Source organism: Clostridium cavendishii DSM 21758 (assembly GCF_900141845.1).
Lineage (GTDB): Bacteria > Bacillota > Clostridia > Clostridiales > Clostridiaceae > Clostridium_AG > Clostridium_AG cavendishii.
In genome coordinates this window covers 34,031-52,615 of the sequence record NZ_FQZB01000008.1, presented here as the reverse complement: position 1 = coordinate 52,615, position 18,585 = coordinate 34,031, and the positions used below count along the sequence as shown (strand labels likewise).

Sequence of the window (18,585 nt, the reverse complement as noted above, 5' to 3'; positions counted from 1 at the left end):
GTTACTTTTAAGGTTTTTATAATAAATAAGAATTACAAATTTCCTCTATTTACAGCTTTACCTTCTGAGTACATACCAGCTTGTGCAGAAGGTGAATTATAACAAATAGAGCAGCTACATCCACAACTATGTGTAGAAATAGAAGCATAAGCTTCAACTGTTTCTTCTATTTGATTAAATTTTTTACTTAATTTTTTCATAAATTATACCTCCGTTTTTTATTATAGTGGTATAACAGAATACCAACCACTAACTACAGCATTACCCTCTGAGCTCATACCAGCTTGTGCAGAAGGTGAATTGTAACAAATAGAGCAGCTACATCCACAACTGTGTGAAGAAATAGAAGCATAAGCTTCAACTGTTTCTTCTACTTGATTAATTTTTTTACCTAATTTTTTCATAAATATCTCCCCCATCTTTTTATTTTGTTTAACATAGAAAGCTCGCGATTTCTTTCTTTGTTATTTTAATTTATTAAAATCCATGCTTTTATCTCGAGAATTCAATTCATGGAATTTAATCTTAATTATTAAATAATATCTTCATTTCTAGTAATATCATTTATACTAATCATATCTCTATATAAAGTATTTCTGTTTAATAATTCATCGTGGGTGCCAATATCAACAATTCTTCCTTTATGAAGTAATAAAATTTTATCCATTTCTTTTAATATGTTTACTTTATGTGTTATTATAATTACCGTTTTATCCTTAAAGTTGGTTAATAAGAGCTTGTTTAATAAGGCTTCTGATTCATTATCAAAATTTGAAGTTGCTTCATCAAAAACTATTATTTTTGAATCTCTTGCGAAGGCTCGTGCAACTGCAATCTTTTGTTTTTCACCACCTGATAGGTTTGAGCCATCTTGTCCAACTACAGTATCAAATTTTAATGGGAGTTCAGAAATAAAATCTAATGCCCCACTTGAATTTGCTGCTTTGTACATTTTGCTTTCATTTTTTTTAGAAAATAAGGTTATATTATCTTTAATAGAAGTATTAAAAAGATATAAATCTTGACTTACAACGGAAATTAACTTTCTGAAATCCTTTAATTTAATTTTAGAAATATCCATATTATCTAGTAGTATTCTTCCTTTTTGGGGTTCATAAAACCTTAAAAGAAGATTTAATAATGTACTTTTTCCGGAACCGTTGTGACCAATAATTGCAAGTTTTTCACCTTTATTTAGAGTGAAGTTTATATTTGTTAAGGTTTTCTCTCTTTTTAAATAGGAAAAACAAACATTTTCAAATGTTATAGCACCTTTTATTGAAGTGGCATCTAAATTAATTGTTTTACAGTCTGTTAAATTAGATTCTGTTTCCATACCTAAAAAATTGAATAATCTTTTTGCCGCTGGAAGGATGCCAGACAAAGCATAGCCTATATTTAATATAGAAGAGATAGGGGTTGTTACATAAACGCTATAAGTAATAAAGGCAAAAAGTTCTCCTACTGTTATGCTATTTTGGATTATTAGATGAGCACCTAATATATATAGTGCATTTATAATGATTTGAAGGATTATGGATTCAGAAATTTCATTTATTTTATCTACAAATAGCAACTTAATATTTGTTTTAATTATATTTCTTTGTTTTTTTGTAAATATACTTATTTGAACTCTCTCTAAGTTCCAAAGTTTAATTTCTTTTATTCCACGTATAGTATCACCATACCAAGCAGAATAATCTTCATTATATTTCATGTATTCTTCAAAAGAAGTTCTTCTTTTTTTAGATAAAGATTTTACTAATATATAACGAATTGGAAGGAATAAAAAAACTATTATGGTTAATCTCCAATCTATAATTAAAAGTCCAATTGTTCCTCCAATCATTTTAAAGATTTCTGTTATTATATAAAACATACCTTTATCAGCTATTTTTGAAACATTACTTATATCAATTGAAATATTATTCATTGTTTGCGAAAAGTTAGTATTGTTAAAATATTGTAATTTTAGATTCATCAAATGTTTAAAAGCCTTGTTATTAAGAGTATAAGGTAACATTGAATTTATATATGCAAAATATTTTGTTTCTAATAACTCTAATAATTGTTGAAAAATTATAATTAGAAAACAGAGAGTTACAGTGGAAACAACAGTTTTAAAGTTTTTTCCTATTAAGCCATCATCCATAATCTTTTTGCCAAGCATTGGCATTATCATAGTTGCAATTGATGATATAATAATACAGACTAATATGACTAAAACTTTCTTTTTATATGGTTTAAGTAAGCCTATTAATTGTTTTATTAGATACTTGTCATTTGGGGGTATAAACATTGAATCACCTCAAGTTCTTAATTAATATTACAAGTTTATATGTATGAAACATAATATTATGTAAAGTGGATTATGTAAAGAATTTAAAGAAATATTTATTATAGAATAGAAAATTTAGAATTTAATATGTAGTTAATTAGAATATTTTAATAGTAATTTGGAAATGTTTTAAATTATACTCTTACTAAATATTACTATATAAGTAAAATGTTTTCAATATATTATTTGAAATCAATTTGTTATGCTAAGAGTTTAAAAACACTAAGCATCTTATGGATTCTTCTATTTTTCACATTGAATATAATTGCTTATATATTATTTAATTTTGATTCTAAAGTGAAATTAAAACTTCAGGAATTTTAAAATAATATTCTTATTAAAAAAGCTATATTCAAATTAATTTCTGTAGTTAATTTGAATATAGCTTTTTATTATTAATTTAGCTTTATATAATTTTTATGTATTTTAGTCTAATAAGTTTCAATTTGTATAGTTTATACCTTGTTTTAATCCAAAGTTAAATCTTTATATTGTTGGTATTCTTAATCCGCCTATAAAACCTACATTACCATCTTCTATTTGAAGAGCTGATACAAATATTTTATGGATTTGAATTTAAAAGTATTTCTAATCTTGTACCAACAGATACTTCACTTTTAATAGAGCATTTTCCTTTATGCAAATTAATAAGTTTATTTGCTATTGCCATTCCAAGTCCTGAACCATTAGGGTTACTAGTTGTATTTGTCCCTCTAAAATACTCTTCAAATATATTATCTAAATCTTCTTTAGTCATTCCTCGACCATTATCTTCTAAAGTTATTCTTATAAAGTATTCGCTTTTTAGTACATTAATAGATATTTTAGCATCTTTATCATTATAAATTAGAAAATTTATTATCAAATTAGATAATGCCCTTTTCATTAATTGAACATCTATAGAAGTTATAATTTCTTCGCTATTACTTGAAAAAGAAATAGATTGTCCTTCAAATTTAGGATCCGAAAGCAACTCATCAATGAGACTTTTTAGAAAAATTACAATGTTAGTATCTTTAAGGTTTAATTCAACAGCACTATTTTTTAGCTTATAACTAAAGTTTAAATCATTTATAAGGTCTTCCATATAGTTTGCTTTATCGTACATTATATTAGAATATTCTTTGATTTCATCTTGTGAAAAGCTATAATTATCATCTTTTAATAACTCAGCAAAACCTTTTATAGATGATAAAGGGGTTTTCATATCATGACTTACATATGAAATCCATTTTTCTCTTGATTTATCTAATAACTCTTTCTTTTCTTTATTTTCTTTTAATGTATCCCTTAAATTATCTAGACAATTAAATACTTCTTTATATAAGTTTTTTTTATCTATTTGAAAATTAAAATCTCCTTTAGATAGTGCAAAGATATAATCAATAATTTTTTGTATTGGTTTACCAAATTTCTTTGAAAAATACAAGTATGAAAATGCAAATATAATTATTAAGTTAATTATTAAAATAAATATAAGATTTCTAATCAAAGCTCTTACTGCAGTAGGGTTAAAGGTTATATTGTGTTTATTTACAATATCTGTTGGAAAGCCTAGAAAATATGAGTATCTTGAATTTTCTACTTGAGTTTCGAACATAAAAACTGTGCTTTTACCTACATCATTTTTATATGAATGTATGAAATTTATAGGAGTATACGAAGTAGGAATATCAGATGGTTTGTTAAAAGAATATACCTCATTTAAAGAATTATCTACAAATTGAATCCATAGATTATCTTTTTTAAGTAAGTCTTTCCCTTCTTCATTCAAAATAAGTTGTCCATTTTCCTTTTTTATGGTTTTATCAATAAACTTTCCATATGAATCAGTACTAAATGATAATTTAGAACTATTAAATAGGTTTGCAATTATAAACATATTAGGCAAGAATAAAATAAGTATTAATATTATTAAGCTTTTAATAAATATAGATGAGATTTTAATATAAGGTGCTTTATTCATATAATTCTCCTAAATGCTAAATTTATATCCTATGCCTTTAACTGTTTTTATATAATTAGGCGCTGAGGGGTCATTTTCTAGTTTTTCTCTAAGCTTTCTTATATGAACCATTAAGGTATTATCATATCCATCAAAGCTTTCTCCCCAAACCTTTTCTATAATCATATCCTTAGGCAATATGTTATTCTTGTTAGTTACAAGGAGTTTTATTAATTTTAGCTCTTTAGCCCTTAGTTCATATGTATTGTTTCCCTTAGTGATTTCTCCATTTTTAAAGTCAATAGTAAAGTCTTTTGTATGGAGTTTTTCATCATCATTATTTAAGGATTCTTTAATCCTTTCAACAATTCTTAAATGAGCTTTTATTCTAAAAGCTACTTCTTTAGGAGAAAATGGTTTAGTGATATAATCATCTGCTCCAAAGCCTAAACCTAATATTTTATCTACTTCATCAGACTTTGCAGATAAGAAAAGTATAGGAACGTCAGTAAATTTACGAATTTCACTAAAAACTTCAAACCCACTCATAGTAGGCATCATTATGTCTAAAATTATAATATCTGGTTTATATGATTTGCATACTTTTATAGAAGATATACTGTCATTTATGGCTTTTATATTATTGAAGCCTTCTTTGTTTAGAACAGCAGTTAATAGTGTTAATATAGCTTCTTCATCATCTACAATCATAATTTTTTTATTAGTCAAAGCCTATCCCTCCTCTTTCACACATTATAACATATTTTACCTAATAATCTTGTTATTGTTACATCTTTTTTATTTAAGGTTTAGATAAGGTTGGGGTTATTTAGAGCTAAGGTGTACTTGATATTATTAAGATACCAAATAAAAAGTTTAAAGGGAGGAAAATTATGATAAATAATGTGGTATCTATTAATAATTTAAATAAGTCATATAAAGGAAAAAAGGTTCTTGATAATGTAAGTTTAAATGTTAAAAAGGGAAGAATATATGGATTTTTGGGGCCAAATGGAGCTGGTAAGTCTACAACAATTAGAATTATTTTAGGACTGATAAAAAATTATACTGGTAATGTAGAAGTATTTAACTCTGATATAAAAAAGAATCAAACTAAGATTTTAAGTAAAATTGGTGCATTAGTTGAATCGCCTTCTTATTATGATCATTTATCTGCATATAAGAATTTAAAGATTTGGGCAACTATGAAAGGAGTAGACTATTCAAGAATTGATGAAGTACTTAAGATAGTAAATCTTGAGCGTGCTAGGGATAAAAAGGCATCAAAATTTTCTTTAGGTATGAAACAAAGATTAGGTATAGCTCAAGCTCTTATTGGAAATCCAGATTTTCTAATTTTAGATGAGCCAACTAATGGACTTGATCCCATGGGAATAAAAGAAATAAGAAATTTAATTATTACATTAGCAAAAGATTATAATAAAACTATTTTTATAAGTTCTCACCTACTTAGTGAAATGGAGCTTATGGTAGATGATGTTGGGATAATTAATAATGGAAGGTTATTGTATGAAGGATCATTAAAAGATTTAAGGAATAAATACCCTGATATGAATAATCTAGAAGATATATTTCTTCTTCTTGTAGAAAGGAGTTAATTATGAGTCTTTCAAAATATATAAAGTTAGAATTTATAAAAATAAAAAACAGCAATATAAAGTATATAGTTATATTGCCAATTATACTATCAACTTCTATGATTATTTCAGATATTATACTTAGAAAAAATATAATACTTTCTAAGTATAATCCTATAATAAATGATGGATTTCAAAGCCTTTTAGTAGAAAATCATTTAGCTTTGATTTGGCCAATTATACTAATGTTCTCGATTATTATAAACAGTATTTGTATTTTCTATATAGACTTAAAAAATAATTCGCTAACACATATACTTTCTTGTTTAGGGAGTAGGAGTAAGTATTATTTATCTAAACTAATCACTATATTAATAGTTGGAGTTATATCAATCTTATTAGAAGGGATAGTTCTTATAATATTAGGTTATTTATTTAAGTTATCACCTAATATAGATGTACCCTTAGTTATAAGATATATGTGGATGCAGCTATTTGCATTGTTAGCTCTTATAGCCTTACAGGTATTCTTGTTTAGCCTTACTAGAGATGCGATGTTTTTAACTACTATAAATATAGTAGCTATCTGTGTTTCAATAATAGTTATTAGATATAGCTCAATTAATGTTTTTATTCCATACCTTCAAATATCAAATTCTATGAGTCTTACTGTACAAGGAAGTACAATATTAAAATCAATGCTTTTTTCTTCTATAGAATTTATATTATTTACATCATTGGGATTAATTATATTTAATAGAATAGATATTAAGGGGGAATAGGTGTGGTAGAACTTATCAAATGTGAAATAAATAAGGTAAAAACTTTAAAGTCACTTGTTTTAGCTTTTATAATACCATTATTTATGACACTTTTAGGGCTTATAAATATATATAGAGGAATTGTTGAAACAAAGGATTTGTGGGATGCTGTTTATAATCAAACATTAATTTTATATTCAGCCTTAATACTTCCACTTTCAATAACAATAATAATTGCACTTCAATGGAGGGTAGAATATAAGCATAATAATATAATTAATTTATGCTCCTCCCCTATTAAATTAAAGAATATTTATATTAGTAAAATATTGACTACTTTAATAATAGTTTTTATCAATTTTCTTATATTGATTGGATTATTATTAATTTTTTCAAAGATATTAATTCCTAAAGAGAGCTTTAGACTATATATAATATATGCACCACTTATAGCATTTGTATGTTCTATCCCTTTTATCTGTCTTCAACATATATTTTCTATGAGTTTTAGAAATTTTATTTTAAGTATCTCTGTTGGAATACTAATTTCCTTTTCAGGATTTATATTAAGCCATACTACAATAGGGATATTAAACCCTAGTACTTATATAGTTTGTGGGAGTTTTGTAGGTGTAGCAAAATATGATATTTTAAAACTTTCACCTATAACATTTCCTTATACAGATTTACTAGTGCTTGTAGTACCAATTTTAAGTGCAATATTGTATTGTATTGGAGCTAGTATATTTAATGGAAGGGAATTTTAAATAATGATAAAAAAAGCTTATATTAAAAGATTAGATGTTTTTAATATAAGCTTTTACGCTTTTTAGTCTAATAAATTTCCTTTCAACTTTATAGGTAAAATTTAAATATTCGTTATTTGGCAGTATAGTATGTAACTATATTTATTTAATAATATACTAACCGAAGTTGTATTTGAAATATTTTACAATATTAATTAACAATTTTAATTTGAACAACAAAACAATAAAAAGCCCCAAATATACATAAATGTAATACAACATATTATTGTGTTAATTATAGTTGGTTTATCATTTTTTACTTTTTTTAATATAGCAACAGAATTTGTTACAAATACTATTATAGCGATAAATCCTAAGATAACATATATAGCCATTTATTTTAACACTCCCCTTATTTAAAAGCTATTACTATACTTGTAGCTTCATTTAATTTACTAGAAACATTTATTGTTCCACCGTGAATTTCTATTATTTCTTTACTTATAGCCATACCAAGTCCTGACCCTTTATGGCTTTCACCTGTATTACTTGCCCTATAATATCTATCAAATAAGCTTTTTAGATCTTCTTCACTTATTCCATTTCCGTTATCTTTTATTTCTAAAGTTATTCCATTCTTTTTATAAATATTTATATCTATTACAGTATCTTTCGGATTATGAACTAAAGCATTAAATAAGAAGTTGTTTAATGCTCTCTTTATATATCTTTTATCACAATTTAAAATTATATTTTCTTCATCATAGTCAATATTGATTTCCCTATCTTCATAAAGTGGATTGTTAAGTATATCTATTACGATATTCCTTACTACCTCCACAAGGTTTTCATTTTGAAGTTTTAATGGGACTACCTTGTTCTTAAACTTATATACTAATGAAAGATCGCTTATTAAATCCTCTATATAAGCAGCTTTGTCTGTTATTATTTCACCATATTTTATGATTTCAGCTTCAGATACAGTATAATCTTCATCCTTTAAAAGCTGAGCATATCCATTTATTGAAGCTAGTGGAGTTTTTAAATCATGAGCTATATTTGCTATCCATTCTTCTTTTTGCTTCATGGCATTTTCTCTTTCTTTTTTTACTTCAATTAATGTGTTTGCTAAATTGTTTAAATTATTGTTTACTTCTTTGTAAACACCATGTTTCTTCTTGAATTTAAGATTGTAATCCCCTTTTGCTAGAGATTTTATATCATCTATTATACTTGCTACAGGTTTAGCAAGTCGTCTACTAAATAGATATCCAGCTACTATTGTTAAAATAAATCCCAACCCTATTAAACCTATATAAAACTTAAAGCTTTCATTTGTAAAACCAAGGGTATAGCTCATAGTTTGGTTACCGGGAAAACCCATAATTAAGCTATATTTTTTATCATTTTTATCAAGGGTTCTAGCAACTATTGTAGAGCCTGTTGGCATCTCATGAGATGCCTTTGAATACCTAATTAAATCTGCAGCTAAGTATTCTGATGGTATTTCAGCTGGTTTATTTATAGTCTTAATTTCTTTGTTAGTATTATCTAGTATCTGAATCCAAATATTATTATCAGTTAAAACCTTTAAATCATCTTCATTTAAGTTAAAATTTTCATCACTTTTTTCAAAGCTTGTTTTATATTTTTCACATACTTTATGAGGACTAAAAGCAAAGTTATAAAAGTCTTTTGAAAAAGAAAAACCTCTTTGAACGCTTAGTATGTTTAATGAGAAAAATAAAAATTGAATTATATATAATACGATTATATTCCAAAATAAGAATTGAAGAGTTAATCTTTTTTTCATACTACTTAATTACAAGCTTATAGCCTAGTCCTTTCATAGTTTTTATATGGTTTGGACTACTTGGATTATCTTCAAGCTTTTCTCTTAGGTGTCTTATATGGACCATTATAGTATTATCGTAACCATCATAATCAAAGCCCCAAATATTAGAACAAAGAGAGGATTTGCTAAAAATTTTATTTGGATTTTTAGCTAAAAATAGAAGTAATTGATATTCCTTGGCGGTTAGGATTACTGCTTCTTTAGATTTTGTGACTTCTCCAGTATCTTCATTTATTACAATATTACTAAAACTTATGATTTTTCCTTTTGTATCTTCTACTGAAGGTATATAGCTATTTCTTCTAAGTTGAGCTTTTACTCTTAAAACTACTTCCTTTATATTGAAAGGCTTAGTTACGTAATCATCCCCGCCAGCTCCTAAGCCATTTAATTTATCATCATCATCACCTTTTGCGGTAAGAAATATTATAGGACAAAAAGAAAAGTTTCTTATTTTATCACAAACCATAAAGCCATCTATATCAGGCAAATTAACATCTAACAGGATTATATCTGGATTTATATCTTTGGAATTTAATAGTGCATCTACGCCAGTAGTTGCTGTATATATGTTTTTAAAGCCTTCTCTTTTTAGAACATCACTTAAAAGATTAAGTAACTCTTGTTCATCATCTACTAATAATATCTTTTTTTCTAATAAAGTATCTTCTGCTATCATTTAATATTCTCCTTGCATAATTTAAACATATTATATTTATAATAACATAAATTATGGAGTAAGTTTGCATAAAATATCGTTGTTGTAAATTAAGGGTGATTAGTTGAGAAGTAATATTTAATATTATATAATGTCTTTTTTGTTGAAGCTTATAATGTCAAAGGAGAAGATAATAAGAAACAATACTAGGCTAACAGTAAGTAATGGGAATATTTCTTTTGTAAAATTTAATCCTTCAGCACAAATACCCATAGCATATGTCCAAGGTGCATATATCCAATATTTTGATTGAACTATCATTAAAGAAGATAATGTGAATAGCATACCAATAACTAAAGGAATAGAAATAGAGTTAAATCTATTTGATAAGAAAAATAATAAAGCTATAAAAGGCTGAGCAGCTAAAAATACGTATGTTGTATTTATAAAGATATCTTTTGGGATAAAGCCTGTAGCTCCTAAAGTGTATGCTACTACTCCATATTGAACTAAGTAAGAAACTAGACAAATTACTAATAATGATATTAAAACCAGGTATTTAGTTATATAAAGGTCAATCTTTTTTATTGGCATACATAAGACCTGCTTCCAACAGTTATTTGTATTTTCGATTTTTCCCATAGTAACAGTAGCATATATTATAAACATAGGAAGTAAGATCCCTATAAAGAAAGTAGCAGAACCAGAATATAAACCTTCCCAAGGTGTTAAATTAGGTGCATTTTTTTTAATAACTCCAAAGAACTTTATGCCGATTAATATTGAAAGGGTTGGAATACATAACGCTAATGTAAAGATAGATGTATTTTTAAGTTTTAATAATTCCGATTTAAAAAGTTTCATGATAAAAGCCTCCAATTTATATTTTAATAACTTTCTTTTATACTAAAAAGTTTACAATTAATGATTAAGCCTACTATAAATAGAATTGTAGATATCAAAATTACTTGTAAAAGGTCTACACCTTGTACTATACAAGATGAAAAAGCAAAGGAGTAAGGATTATAACTGCTAAAGCTTAATAAGTTTTGAGATATAACGCAAAATACTCCAGCATATCCTATGGATACTAAGGTATTTTTGTATTTTAAGGCTAAAAATAAGTGTATAGCTATAATTGAAAGTGCTCCTGAAAGTTTCAGAAGAAAACTTTTTACTATTAAACTAAAACTAAAAGCCTCTGGAAATTTCATTAGAAGACCTATTGCGACTAAACCAAATGAGTTTATGATAAGCATAATTAACACAAAAATTATAGTAGTTATAGTTTTTGATAAAATTATATTTTTCTTTTTTATAGGTTCTGTTAAAGTTAGCGTCCATCCATTATTTTTATATTCAGTCTCAAATATAGAGCCTATTATTATAGCTACAAAAAGTGGTAAAAACTGATTAAAAAGCACCATCTTTTCTTCATTTAAAAGCATCTGCCAAGATGTCATTCCTTTACTTATGGCTACTCCATATAAATAATTTTTATATCTTATAAAGAAATCAATGCCTAAAAGCATGGTTGTTGCAATTGGAATTAGTATAACCATAAACATCAATATTGTTCTTTTTTGCTTAAATATATCATTTAAAATAAGATTTTTTAACATGCTTTGCCCTCCTTGGTTAAGCTTAAAAATATATCTTCTAATGATTTATCTTCTTCTGATAAATAATTTACATCGATACCTGCTAGAACTAATTCTCTACATAATTTACAAGCTGTTAAATTTTCAGCTTTTACTACTAGTTGATGGTTTTTTTCTAAAACTCTATAATTTCTCTTTTTTAATAAGTCCATAGTAAGGTTCTTATCTGAGACCTCAATTATAATATTACTTTGATTATTTCTTCTTAAGTTTTCTATACTTCCTTGATATATAAGTTCACCTTTTTTTATGATACCTACTTCATCTGCCATAAGTTCTATTTCACTTAGTATATGACTAGAAATTACAACTGTTATATTTTCTTTTTTTGCAAGGGATTTTATAAGTTCTCTTATTTCTTGGATACCTGAAGGATCTAATCCATTAGTTGGTTCGTCTAAGATTATAAGTTTTGGATTTCCAATTAAAGCTTGAGCTATACCAAGTCTTTGCTTCATACCAAGCGAAAATTCCTTAACTTTTTTGTCTTTAACTTTACTTAAGTCTACCAGATTCAAAACCCTAGTTATTTCAGCTGTATCAAGGTTTAGAATCCTTCTTGTAATATCTAAATTTTCGTAAGCTGTCAAATGACCATAGTAGGATGGACTTTCGATTAAAGCTCCTACATTTTTTAGTATTTCTTCTCTACTGTCCTTTATATTTTTTGAGAATATAAAGGCTTCTCCTTCGCTTGGTTTTATTAGACCAAGTAGCATTCTTAAGCTTGTAGATTTACCAGCACCATTTGGTCCTAAAAATCCATAAATAGTTCCTTCTTTGACTTTTAAATCAATACCTTTAACAGCAATAAAATCTTTAAAATCCTTTTTTAAATTTCTTGTTTCAACTATATATTTACTCATATTAACGCCTCCGTTTATTTAAGTGAAGTTTTAAATTTTTGATTTAGGTAACTGAAGTTGAGTAAGCAGCTAAATTTTGGATTTAATTAATACGAACTTACTCTGGTAGACTACTCCTATGAATGATAGTGAGTGGAAGTTTCATTTAACCTATGAGTAAAGTATATAATCTCTAATTTAATTCTAAATTCAGTTAACCTTAATTCTATCTTAATTAAAAAATGATAGTTTGGTTAAAACACAAATAATGTTTTAGCAAACTAAAATAGCTATTTAAGATTAACCATAAAAACTATATATAAACCTGTACTATTTATTGATATAATTAATAGTATTACGAATGAAACATATTTATATTTGGGGGTAAGTATATGATGAATAGATTTTCAAACGTACTATTATTTAATATGTGTATGATAGTTGATGAAGAAGCAAATAAGGTACTAGTTCAAGACAAAAAGGATGAGGAATGGGGGGGCATTACGTTTCCAGGTGGTCACGTAGAGAATGCAGAAAGCATTATTGCTTCTACTATTAGAGAAGTTAAAGAGGAAACAGGGCTAATTATTAAAAACTTAAAAAAATGCGGGCTTATTCATTGGTATAATTCTGACAATAATAAACGTTGGTTTATTTTTTTATTTAAAACTAAAGATTTTGCTGGAGAACTTATAAATGAGACAGAGGAAGGTAAAGTTTTTTGGGTAGATATCAATGAACTACCAAAGATGAATCTAGCTCCAGATTTTAGTGTATATTTGAAGTTATTTTTTGATGAAAATTTAAATGAGGCATATGGTACTTGGAATAGTGAGAGTTCAAATGAACTTACTATTTTATAAATAGATTAATAATGAGTATATATATGTAAGATATACAAAATATTAGTATACTTTTTTATTTATATTAATGTTTATAAAATACAAATATATATGTAAACAAATATGTTTGTGTAAGATATTCAGTGATTTATAAAAGAAGCAGCTAAAATATATAAATTTTAGTTGCTTCTTTTTTTTCTATAATCATACATATCGTCTTCTATGCAAATTGGTATCTATATACTATATTTATATCTACGAATTGGTCGCTCAACACCTTGATAGTTGGCCAGTCCTTCATATTCCATAGCAAAGCCACACTTATCCAATACTCTTTGTGATGCAATATTTTCGGCAAGGCAAATTCCATAAATATTTGATATTTTAAGTTGTTTCATTATCACTGGCAAAAAAGCAATTACTGCTTCTGTTGAATATCCATTGCCCGTATATGATTTAGATACATGATATCCAATTTCCCATCCATTTTTTATTTGCACTGCTTGCACATATCCAATGTTTTTTCCGTCTTTTAGCAGCATTGGATATACAAAAGGTCCTTCATTAGTTTGATAACAAGAAATAAGCCATTTTACAGTTTCACGTGTTTCATCAACCGTTTCAAATACCTCATCTGGCACAAAACGTCTATTATCATCATCTAATGAATTCAGATGTACGCTTTCTATCATACTTTCATTTAATTCAGTTATAAGTAATCTATCTGTTTCTATCAACATTTTATTATTCATTTATAATCTCCTATCTGAATACCTATCCGTTAAATTCATGTATACTGTATAAGTTAATGGCGTTACAAAATAGAAAAGCAATATTTATTAAAAGATTATATATAACTTTAATCTATTTTATAGATATAAACCCATTTATATTCAAAAGGTAAACTAAGTATTGGCATTTTATATAATTTTTTCATACCTCCATATGGCTCACCTAGTTTGCAACTGTATTTAATATTATCTATTCTTATTAATGGTTCCATTGATTCTTCTATAATTACTAAATTTATATTTTCATTATTTGCATATCTAAATAATTCATTAGTAAAATCGTTAGAATTTATTATAGGCTCAACTGGTTCAAAATATAAATCGTAATTAGGGTCTAATAATTTCATTGTATTAGGATTAAATAATTTCATTATAAATTCCCCATTTCATGTTATAATTAACCTTATGTACATATTTTTTAAAATTATACCATGGATAAGCCAAAATTACTATATTTTAATGATGGTTGTACTTATTTGAAAATTAAAAATATATAGTGTTTTCTTATATTAATAAAAATATTTGATTAGGTATAACTATATATCCTTTTACTTTATATAAAAAAATGAATTTACAAATATAATACAATTGTGAAAATATTTGAGAAGTGATTGTAACATAGTATAATAAGCTAATGAATAATAAAAGTTTATACCTAAGCAAAGGGGGAAATGAAATTGATAGATTTTTGTATAGAAACACCTAATTTGATTCTTAGAAAGTTTTCAGAATTTGATACAAAGGATATAGTACATTATAGTCAGCAACCTAAAGTAGCATATTGGATGGCTGATATGGTATTAAATAATGAAGAGAAGGCACTTTCTTGGATAAGTCGAGTAAATAAAAGATTTAACTCTGGTGAACCTTTTATAATATTAGCAATTGAACATAAAATAGAAGGTATATGTATTGGTGTTGTTGGTGTTATTCCGAAAGATGAACTAGAGGATGAATTTGAAATCTTTTATGGTATTTCTGATGAGTATCAAAGGAAAGGATATGCAACTGAAGCATGTAAAACATTTATTCAGTGGGTTTTTGAGAATACTAAAATAAAGTCATTAACTGCAATGGTAAAACCAGAAAACATAGCATCTAAACTTGCAATTGAAAAGTTTGGTTTTAAATATTTTGATTCTAAAGTAATACCGTATAATGGTGGGGTGTGTAAGTTTAATTATTATAAATTATATAATAACTCAGTAAAATAAGCTATTTTATTTAATATTGAGATATATGTTTTCTCTATATTTATGGTAAACTCAAAGTGAACTACTCCCCTATTTATTTAATAGGGGAAGTTCAAGGCATCAATAGCTTATTTTAATTTGTGTTTTAAGTTGCTATTTTACCAAAAATAGTTTTGATAAAAACTTTAGTTTTTCCAAGCAGGAAGCTTAGAAAGCATTTCTTTAGCAACATTTTTAGCGACATCTTTATCTAAGCCTTGAGTTTTAATAATAAACCCCGCCATAGATTCTAATTTTTCTTCATAAGATTGCATTGTACCATCTGGTTTTGCACAATGAATGCAATAATCCTTAGTTTCATCTCCCATAGCAAATTCCTCTTTAGTTTTCATTGGCATTCCACAAGCTATACATGTTTTCATAATATTACTCCTTTCTTAGTTAGCAATTAGATTTAAATAATGATTAATTAGTTTATCTCCGTAGGTTTTTAAAACTGAGTTTTCTTTAGTAAATAAATCACTGTTTATTAAATAGTGATGTACTAAACCTATCCATGTGTTGAAAAGTAAATCAACAGGCATTTCTCGTATTTTACCCTCTTTCATTTCTCTTTCAGCAACTTGAATAATATGAAATGATACAGCGGATTGAATCATTATTATTGAATTACGAGCATCTTCATTTAATAGACGACTTTCTAAAATTAATCTTGTATAAAATTCTTCATATTCACTAATACCTTGTAAATGAGCCTGAAGAACTTCTTTCATCTCACAATTGCTACTAACTAGCTCATGAAGTCTACTAGTAATACGTCTGCCAAATTCTTCGATAACTTCTCCTAAAAGTATTTCTCGTGTTTCAAAATGAGCAAATATAGTACCATGAGATACTTTTGCTATAGATGCAATATCAGCTGTACGAGTAGTGGTTAGTCCATCTTTTGCAAATTGCTTTAGAGCTACTTCAATAATATTATTTTTTGTTTTAAGTTTTTGTTTTTGTCTTTGTGATTCTAACATTTCATTGACTCCTAACTCATTGAGTATGTACTCATTGTAATTCTTTTAACTATGAATGTCAATAAAATTATTGAATATTTTACAGTTTTACAATAGGAATATTGAAAATAAGTAAAGTTAAGGTGAAATATGTATATTGAATAATGTATAATAAATATTATTTATACTTTGTGAATGGAGGTATATATGGGAAAAGAATTATCAGAAATGACTTTGGAGGAATTATGGGAGCTATTCCCTATAATATTAAAAGAACATAATAAGGATTATAAAGATTGGTATGAGATTGAAAAACAAAGACTTTTAAGTTGTATCGATAAAAAAGATATTATAAGAATTAATCATATAGGAAGTTCTGCTGTTGAAGGATTGATTTCTAAACCAACAGTGGATATTTTATTAGAAATAGCTAATGAAACTAATATTGAACAATTAACAAATACACTATTGCATAATGATTGGCTACTAATGTCATCTGTGAAAAGTCCATATATGAAAATGGCATTCAATAAGGGTTATACAAAAAATGGATTTGAAGAGAAGGTATATCATTTACATGTTCGTTATAATGGTAATTGGAATGAATTGTATTTTAGAGATTATCTCATTGAACATGAGGATGTTTCTAAAGAATATGGTGAATTAAAGTTAAAATTAATAAAAGAATATGAACATAACCGGGATGGTTATACAAATTCTAAATCTGATTTTATTTTAAAATATACGGAAAAGGCAAAGAAAGAATATGATGACAAGTATAATCCCAAAAAACGATTATAATATAAAGTAAAATCAATGTAAAACCTAGTATATCTTTATATTAATAAGTAAATTAAATTGAAATATAGATTTTAAGGTGTGAATATCAAAAGCTTACTTTAATATAGATAAATAAAAAAGGATGTATTAAAATTTGATACATCCTTTTCTAAATAAGCATTCAAAAATTAATTTGAATATTAGGATAAAATTTTTTATTGTTTTATTAAAATTAATAGATTTCTTGAATGTGATTGCTATAGTTATTTAAATAAAGCATTCCAAGTTTGAGGACCTACAATTCCATCTTGATCTAAACTATGAGCCTTTTGAAATCTGATTACAGCTGCTTTTGTGTTATTTCCAAAATATCCATCAGCAGTACCTGCATTATAGCCTAAGGAATTTAATTTTTCTTGTAGTATTTTTACGTTTGAATCATATTTATTAACAAGAGCTGTGCTTAATAGATATCCTGGATAAGGTACAGTAGTTGGAGTAGAGCCGCCTGCTTTTCTAAACCCTATATAACCTTTACTACTTAATTGGGAAGAAGACCATGAAGTTACCATAGCTTTATAAGGAGTTTGTTCATAGCAAGTGAAGTTGCTACCATTCCTAGATGCGATTAAAAAAGTATGCTCTGCGCCACTGGTATTTGTTACTACCCCATCACCAGCAGTTAAATCGCTTATATTTACCCTTGAAAGAGTACTTCCTATTTCTTCTTCTAATTGCCAGGTATTATGTCTGCTTAATCCATATGCAAAGCTAACAAAACCAGAACAATCACTTCCGTATCTTGGCATAGATCTACCATTACTTGAGACAGTGCTGTAAAAATCACTATATCCTAGGGCGGCAATAAATGAATTTTCATCTGTTTGAGTCCATTGACTATAAGGGATACCTGTTTGCTGTTGATTTGCTTTAAAAACGTAATTTCCCCTCCAACCAACTAAATCTTGTCTTGGTGTCCATCTTACATTTATCATAGCTTCTGCTTTTCTTAAAATATCACTTGGTTGAAGACTTCTAGGTTGTCTAGTTATAGTGTTATTATTATTAACTTTGACTTTTATTGTTTTTTCAAAACCATCGCTTTTTAATGTAATAGTGCTTTCACCAATACCTACAGCTAAAAATCTTCCTTGCTCTTCAATAGGTAATATTACATTTTTATTGGAAGATTCTAAAGTTAGTTTTTGAGGTTTATTCTTTGTTAATATCTCATCTACAAATTTTGATTCTCCTACGTTTTGAATAACTATATTAGATTGAATATCTTTAGATGCTTCTTTAGTTAATGAAAGGTCCTTTGTATTGCTAGATAAAGTTAAACTACTGGTGTTAGTATAGCCAGTGCTATCTACATTTAGCTTGTCCATAGTTGAAGCTTGAACATTAGCACTGCTTAATGCTCCACTTAATATAACTGTTGATAATAAAATAGTTAAACTTGTTTTTTTCATAAATACCCCTCCATATAAATTAATAATATATTAAAAAGTTATTTTTAAAACTTTTTATATCATATATGGCACAATAGAAAATTGATTTTATCAACT

General features: G+C 26.5%; 22 protein-coding genes. 6 read left to right on the top strand and 16 right to left on the bottom strand.

Annotated elements, in window-relative coordinates:
- Positions 1 to 32 precede the first annotated feature (32 nt).
- From BUB01_RS23150 to BUB01_RS08905, 5 genes are all read right to left on the bottom strand, one after another.
- Positions 33 to 200, bottom strand: coding sequence for a hypothetical protein (locus BUB01_RS23150; protein WP_159433222.1), 168 nt, complete (start codon positions 198 to 200; stop codon positions 33 to 35).
- A gap of 21 nt (positions 201 to 221) precedes the next feature.
- Positions 222 to 404, bottom strand: coding sequence for a CLI_3235 family bacteriocin precursor (locus tag BUB01_RS08920; RefSeq protein ID WP_159433221.1), 183 nt, complete (start codon positions 402 to 404; stop codon positions 222 to 224).
- 128 nt (positions 405 to 532) lie between these two features.
- Complete coding sequence (locus BUB01_RS08915) at positions 533 to 2,299, bottom strand: ABC transporter ATP-binding protein (RefSeq protein WP_072986362.1); 1,767 nt, start codon at positions 2,297 to 2,299, stop codon at positions 533 to 535.
- Between the two features lie 601 nt (positions 2,300 to 2,900).
- Positions 2,901 to 4,304 carry a sensor histidine kinase gene (locus tag BUB01_RS08910; protein WP_072986361.1) on the bottom strand — a complete coding sequence of 468 codons (1,404 nt, stop codon included), beginning with the start codon at positions 4,302 to 4,304 and terminating at the stop codon, positions 2,901 to 2,903.
- Between the two features lie 9 nt (positions 4,305 to 4,313).
- A complete protein-coding gene (locus BUB01_RS08905; RefSeq protein ID WP_072986360.1) occupies positions 4,314 to 5,012 on the bottom strand; it encodes a response regulator transcription factor in 699 nt (232 codons plus the stop codon).
- Positions 5,013 to 5,176: 164 nt separating this feature from the next.
- On the opposite strand from BUB01_RS08905, the gene BUB01_RS08900 reads away from it, so the two are divergent.
- The 3 genes from BUB01_RS08900 to BUB01_RS08890 are packed head-to-tail and all read left to right on the top strand — an operon-like array spanning position 5,177 to position 7,409.
- Positions 5,177 to 5,902, top strand: coding sequence for an ABC transporter ATP-binding protein (locus BUB01_RS08900; protein ID WP_072986359.1), 726 nt, complete (start codon positions 5,177 to 5,179; stop codon positions 5,900 to 5,902).
- A gap of 2 nt (positions 5,903 to 5,904) precedes the next feature.
- Positions 5,905 to 6,663, top strand: a complete 759-nt coding sequence (locus tag BUB01_RS08895) for an ABC-2 family transporter permease (protein WP_072986358.1) — start codon at positions 5,905 to 5,907, stop codon at positions 6,661 to 6,663.
- A 2-nt stretch (positions 6,664 to 6,665) separates the two neighbouring features.
- Positions 6,666 to 7,409, top strand: a complete 744-nt coding sequence (locus BUB01_RS08890; protein ID WP_072986357.1) for an ABC transporter permease — start codon at positions 6,666 to 6,668, stop codon at positions 7,407 to 7,409.
- Between the two features lie 203 nt (positions 7,410 to 7,612).
- On the opposite strand, the gene BUB01_RS23145 is transcribed toward BUB01_RS08890, so the two are convergent.
- The 6 genes from BUB01_RS23145 to BUB01_RS08865 form a co-directional block, all read right to left on the bottom strand.
- Positions 7,613 to 7,783, bottom strand: coding sequence for a hypothetical protein (locus BUB01_RS23145; RefSeq protein ID WP_159433220.1), 171 nt, complete (start codon positions 7,781 to 7,783; stop codon positions 7,613 to 7,615).
- 17 nt (positions 7,784 to 7,800) lie between these two features.
- Entirely contained in the window at positions 7,801 to 9,201 is a 1,401-nt protein-coding gene (locus BUB01_RS08885) for a HAMP domain-containing sensor histidine kinase (protein WP_072986356.1), read from the bottom strand.
- Between the two features lies 1 nt (position 9,202).
- A complete protein-coding gene (locus BUB01_RS08880; protein WP_072986355.1) occupies positions 9,203 to 9,922 on the bottom strand; it encodes a response regulator transcription factor in 720 nt (239 codons plus the stop codon).
- Between the two features lie 123 nt (positions 9,923 to 10,045).
- Complete coding sequence (locus BUB01_RS08875) at positions 10,046 to 10,765, bottom strand: ABC transporter permease (protein ID WP_072986354.1); 720 nt, start codon at positions 10,763 to 10,765, stop codon at positions 10,046 to 10,048.
- Positions 10,766 to 10,788: 23 nt separating this feature from the next.
- Positions 10,789 to 11,523, bottom strand: coding sequence for an ABC transporter permease (locus BUB01_RS08870; RefSeq protein ID WP_072986353.1), 735 nt, complete (start codon positions 11,521 to 11,523; stop codon positions 10,789 to 10,791).
- Complete coding sequence (locus tag BUB01_RS08865) at positions 11,517 to 12,428, bottom strand: ABC transporter ATP-binding protein (RefSeq protein ID WP_072986352.1); 912 nt, start codon at positions 12,426 to 12,428, stop codon at positions 11,517 to 11,519. Before BUB01_RS08865 ends, BUB01_RS08870 begins: the two co-directional genes overlap by 7 nt.
- 371 nt (positions 12,429 to 12,799) lie before the next feature.
- Between BUB01_RS08865 and BUB01_RS08860 the strand changes: the two genes are divergently transcribed.
- Complete coding sequence (locus BUB01_RS08860) at positions 12,800 to 13,270, top strand: 8-oxo-dGTP diphosphatase (protein WP_242958387.1); 471 nt, start codon at positions 12,800 to 12,802, stop codon at positions 13,268 to 13,270.
- 215 nt (positions 13,271 to 13,485) lie between these two features.
- On the opposite strand, the gene BUB01_RS08855 is transcribed toward BUB01_RS08860, so the two are convergent.
- Both BUB01_RS08855 and BUB01_RS08850 read right to left on the bottom strand, forming a co-directional pair.
- The gene (locus BUB01_RS08855; protein WP_072986351.1) at positions 13,486 to 14,001 is read right to left on the bottom strand and encodes a GNAT family N-acetyltransferase; all 516 of its coding nucleotides are present in this window, start codon (positions 13,999 to 14,001) and stop codon (positions 13,486 to 13,488) included.
- A 107-nt stretch (positions 14,002 to 14,108) separates the two neighbouring features.
- The gene (locus tag BUB01_RS08850) at positions 14,109 to 14,411 is read right to left on the bottom strand and encodes a hypothetical protein (RefSeq protein ID WP_072986350.1); all 303 of its coding nucleotides are present in this window, start codon (positions 14,409 to 14,411) and stop codon (positions 14,109 to 14,111) included.
- 306 nt (positions 14,412 to 14,717) lie between these two features.
- On the opposite strand from BUB01_RS08850, the gene BUB01_RS08845 reads away from it, so the two are divergent.
- A complete protein-coding gene (locus BUB01_RS08845) occupies positions 14,718 to 15,254 on the top strand; it encodes a GNAT family N-acetyltransferase (RefSeq protein WP_072986349.1) in 537 nt (178 codons plus the stop codon).
- A gap of 164 nt (positions 15,255 to 15,418) precedes the next feature.
- On the opposite strand, the gene BUB01_RS08840 is transcribed toward BUB01_RS08845, so the two are convergent.
- Complete coding sequence (locus BUB01_RS08840; RefSeq protein ID WP_072986348.1) at positions 15,419 to 15,655, bottom strand: zinc ribbon domain-containing protein; 237 nt, start codon at positions 15,653 to 15,655, stop codon at positions 15,419 to 15,421.
- Between the two features lie 15 nt (positions 15,656 to 15,670).
- Entirely contained in the window at positions 15,671 to 16,258 is a 588-nt protein-coding gene (locus BUB01_RS08835; RefSeq protein WP_072986347.1) for a TetR/AcrR family transcriptional regulator, read from the bottom strand.
- A 186-nt stretch (positions 16,259 to 16,444) separates the two neighbouring features.
- On the opposite strand from BUB01_RS08835, the gene BUB01_RS08830 reads away from it, so the two are divergent.
- Positions 16,445 to 17,038, top strand: a complete 594-nt coding sequence (locus tag BUB01_RS08830) for a GrpB family protein (RefSeq protein ID WP_072986346.1) — start codon at positions 16,445 to 16,447, stop codon at positions 17,036 to 17,038.
- A gap of 242 nt (positions 17,039 to 17,280) precedes the next feature.
- On the opposite strand, the gene BUB01_RS23465 is transcribed toward BUB01_RS08830, so the two are convergent.
- Entirely contained in the window at positions 17,281 to 18,489 is a 1,209-nt protein-coding gene (locus tag BUB01_RS23465) for a peptidoglycan-binding domain-containing protein (protein WP_072986345.1), read from the bottom strand.
- Between the last annotated feature and the right edge of the window lie 96 nt (positions 18,490 to 18,585).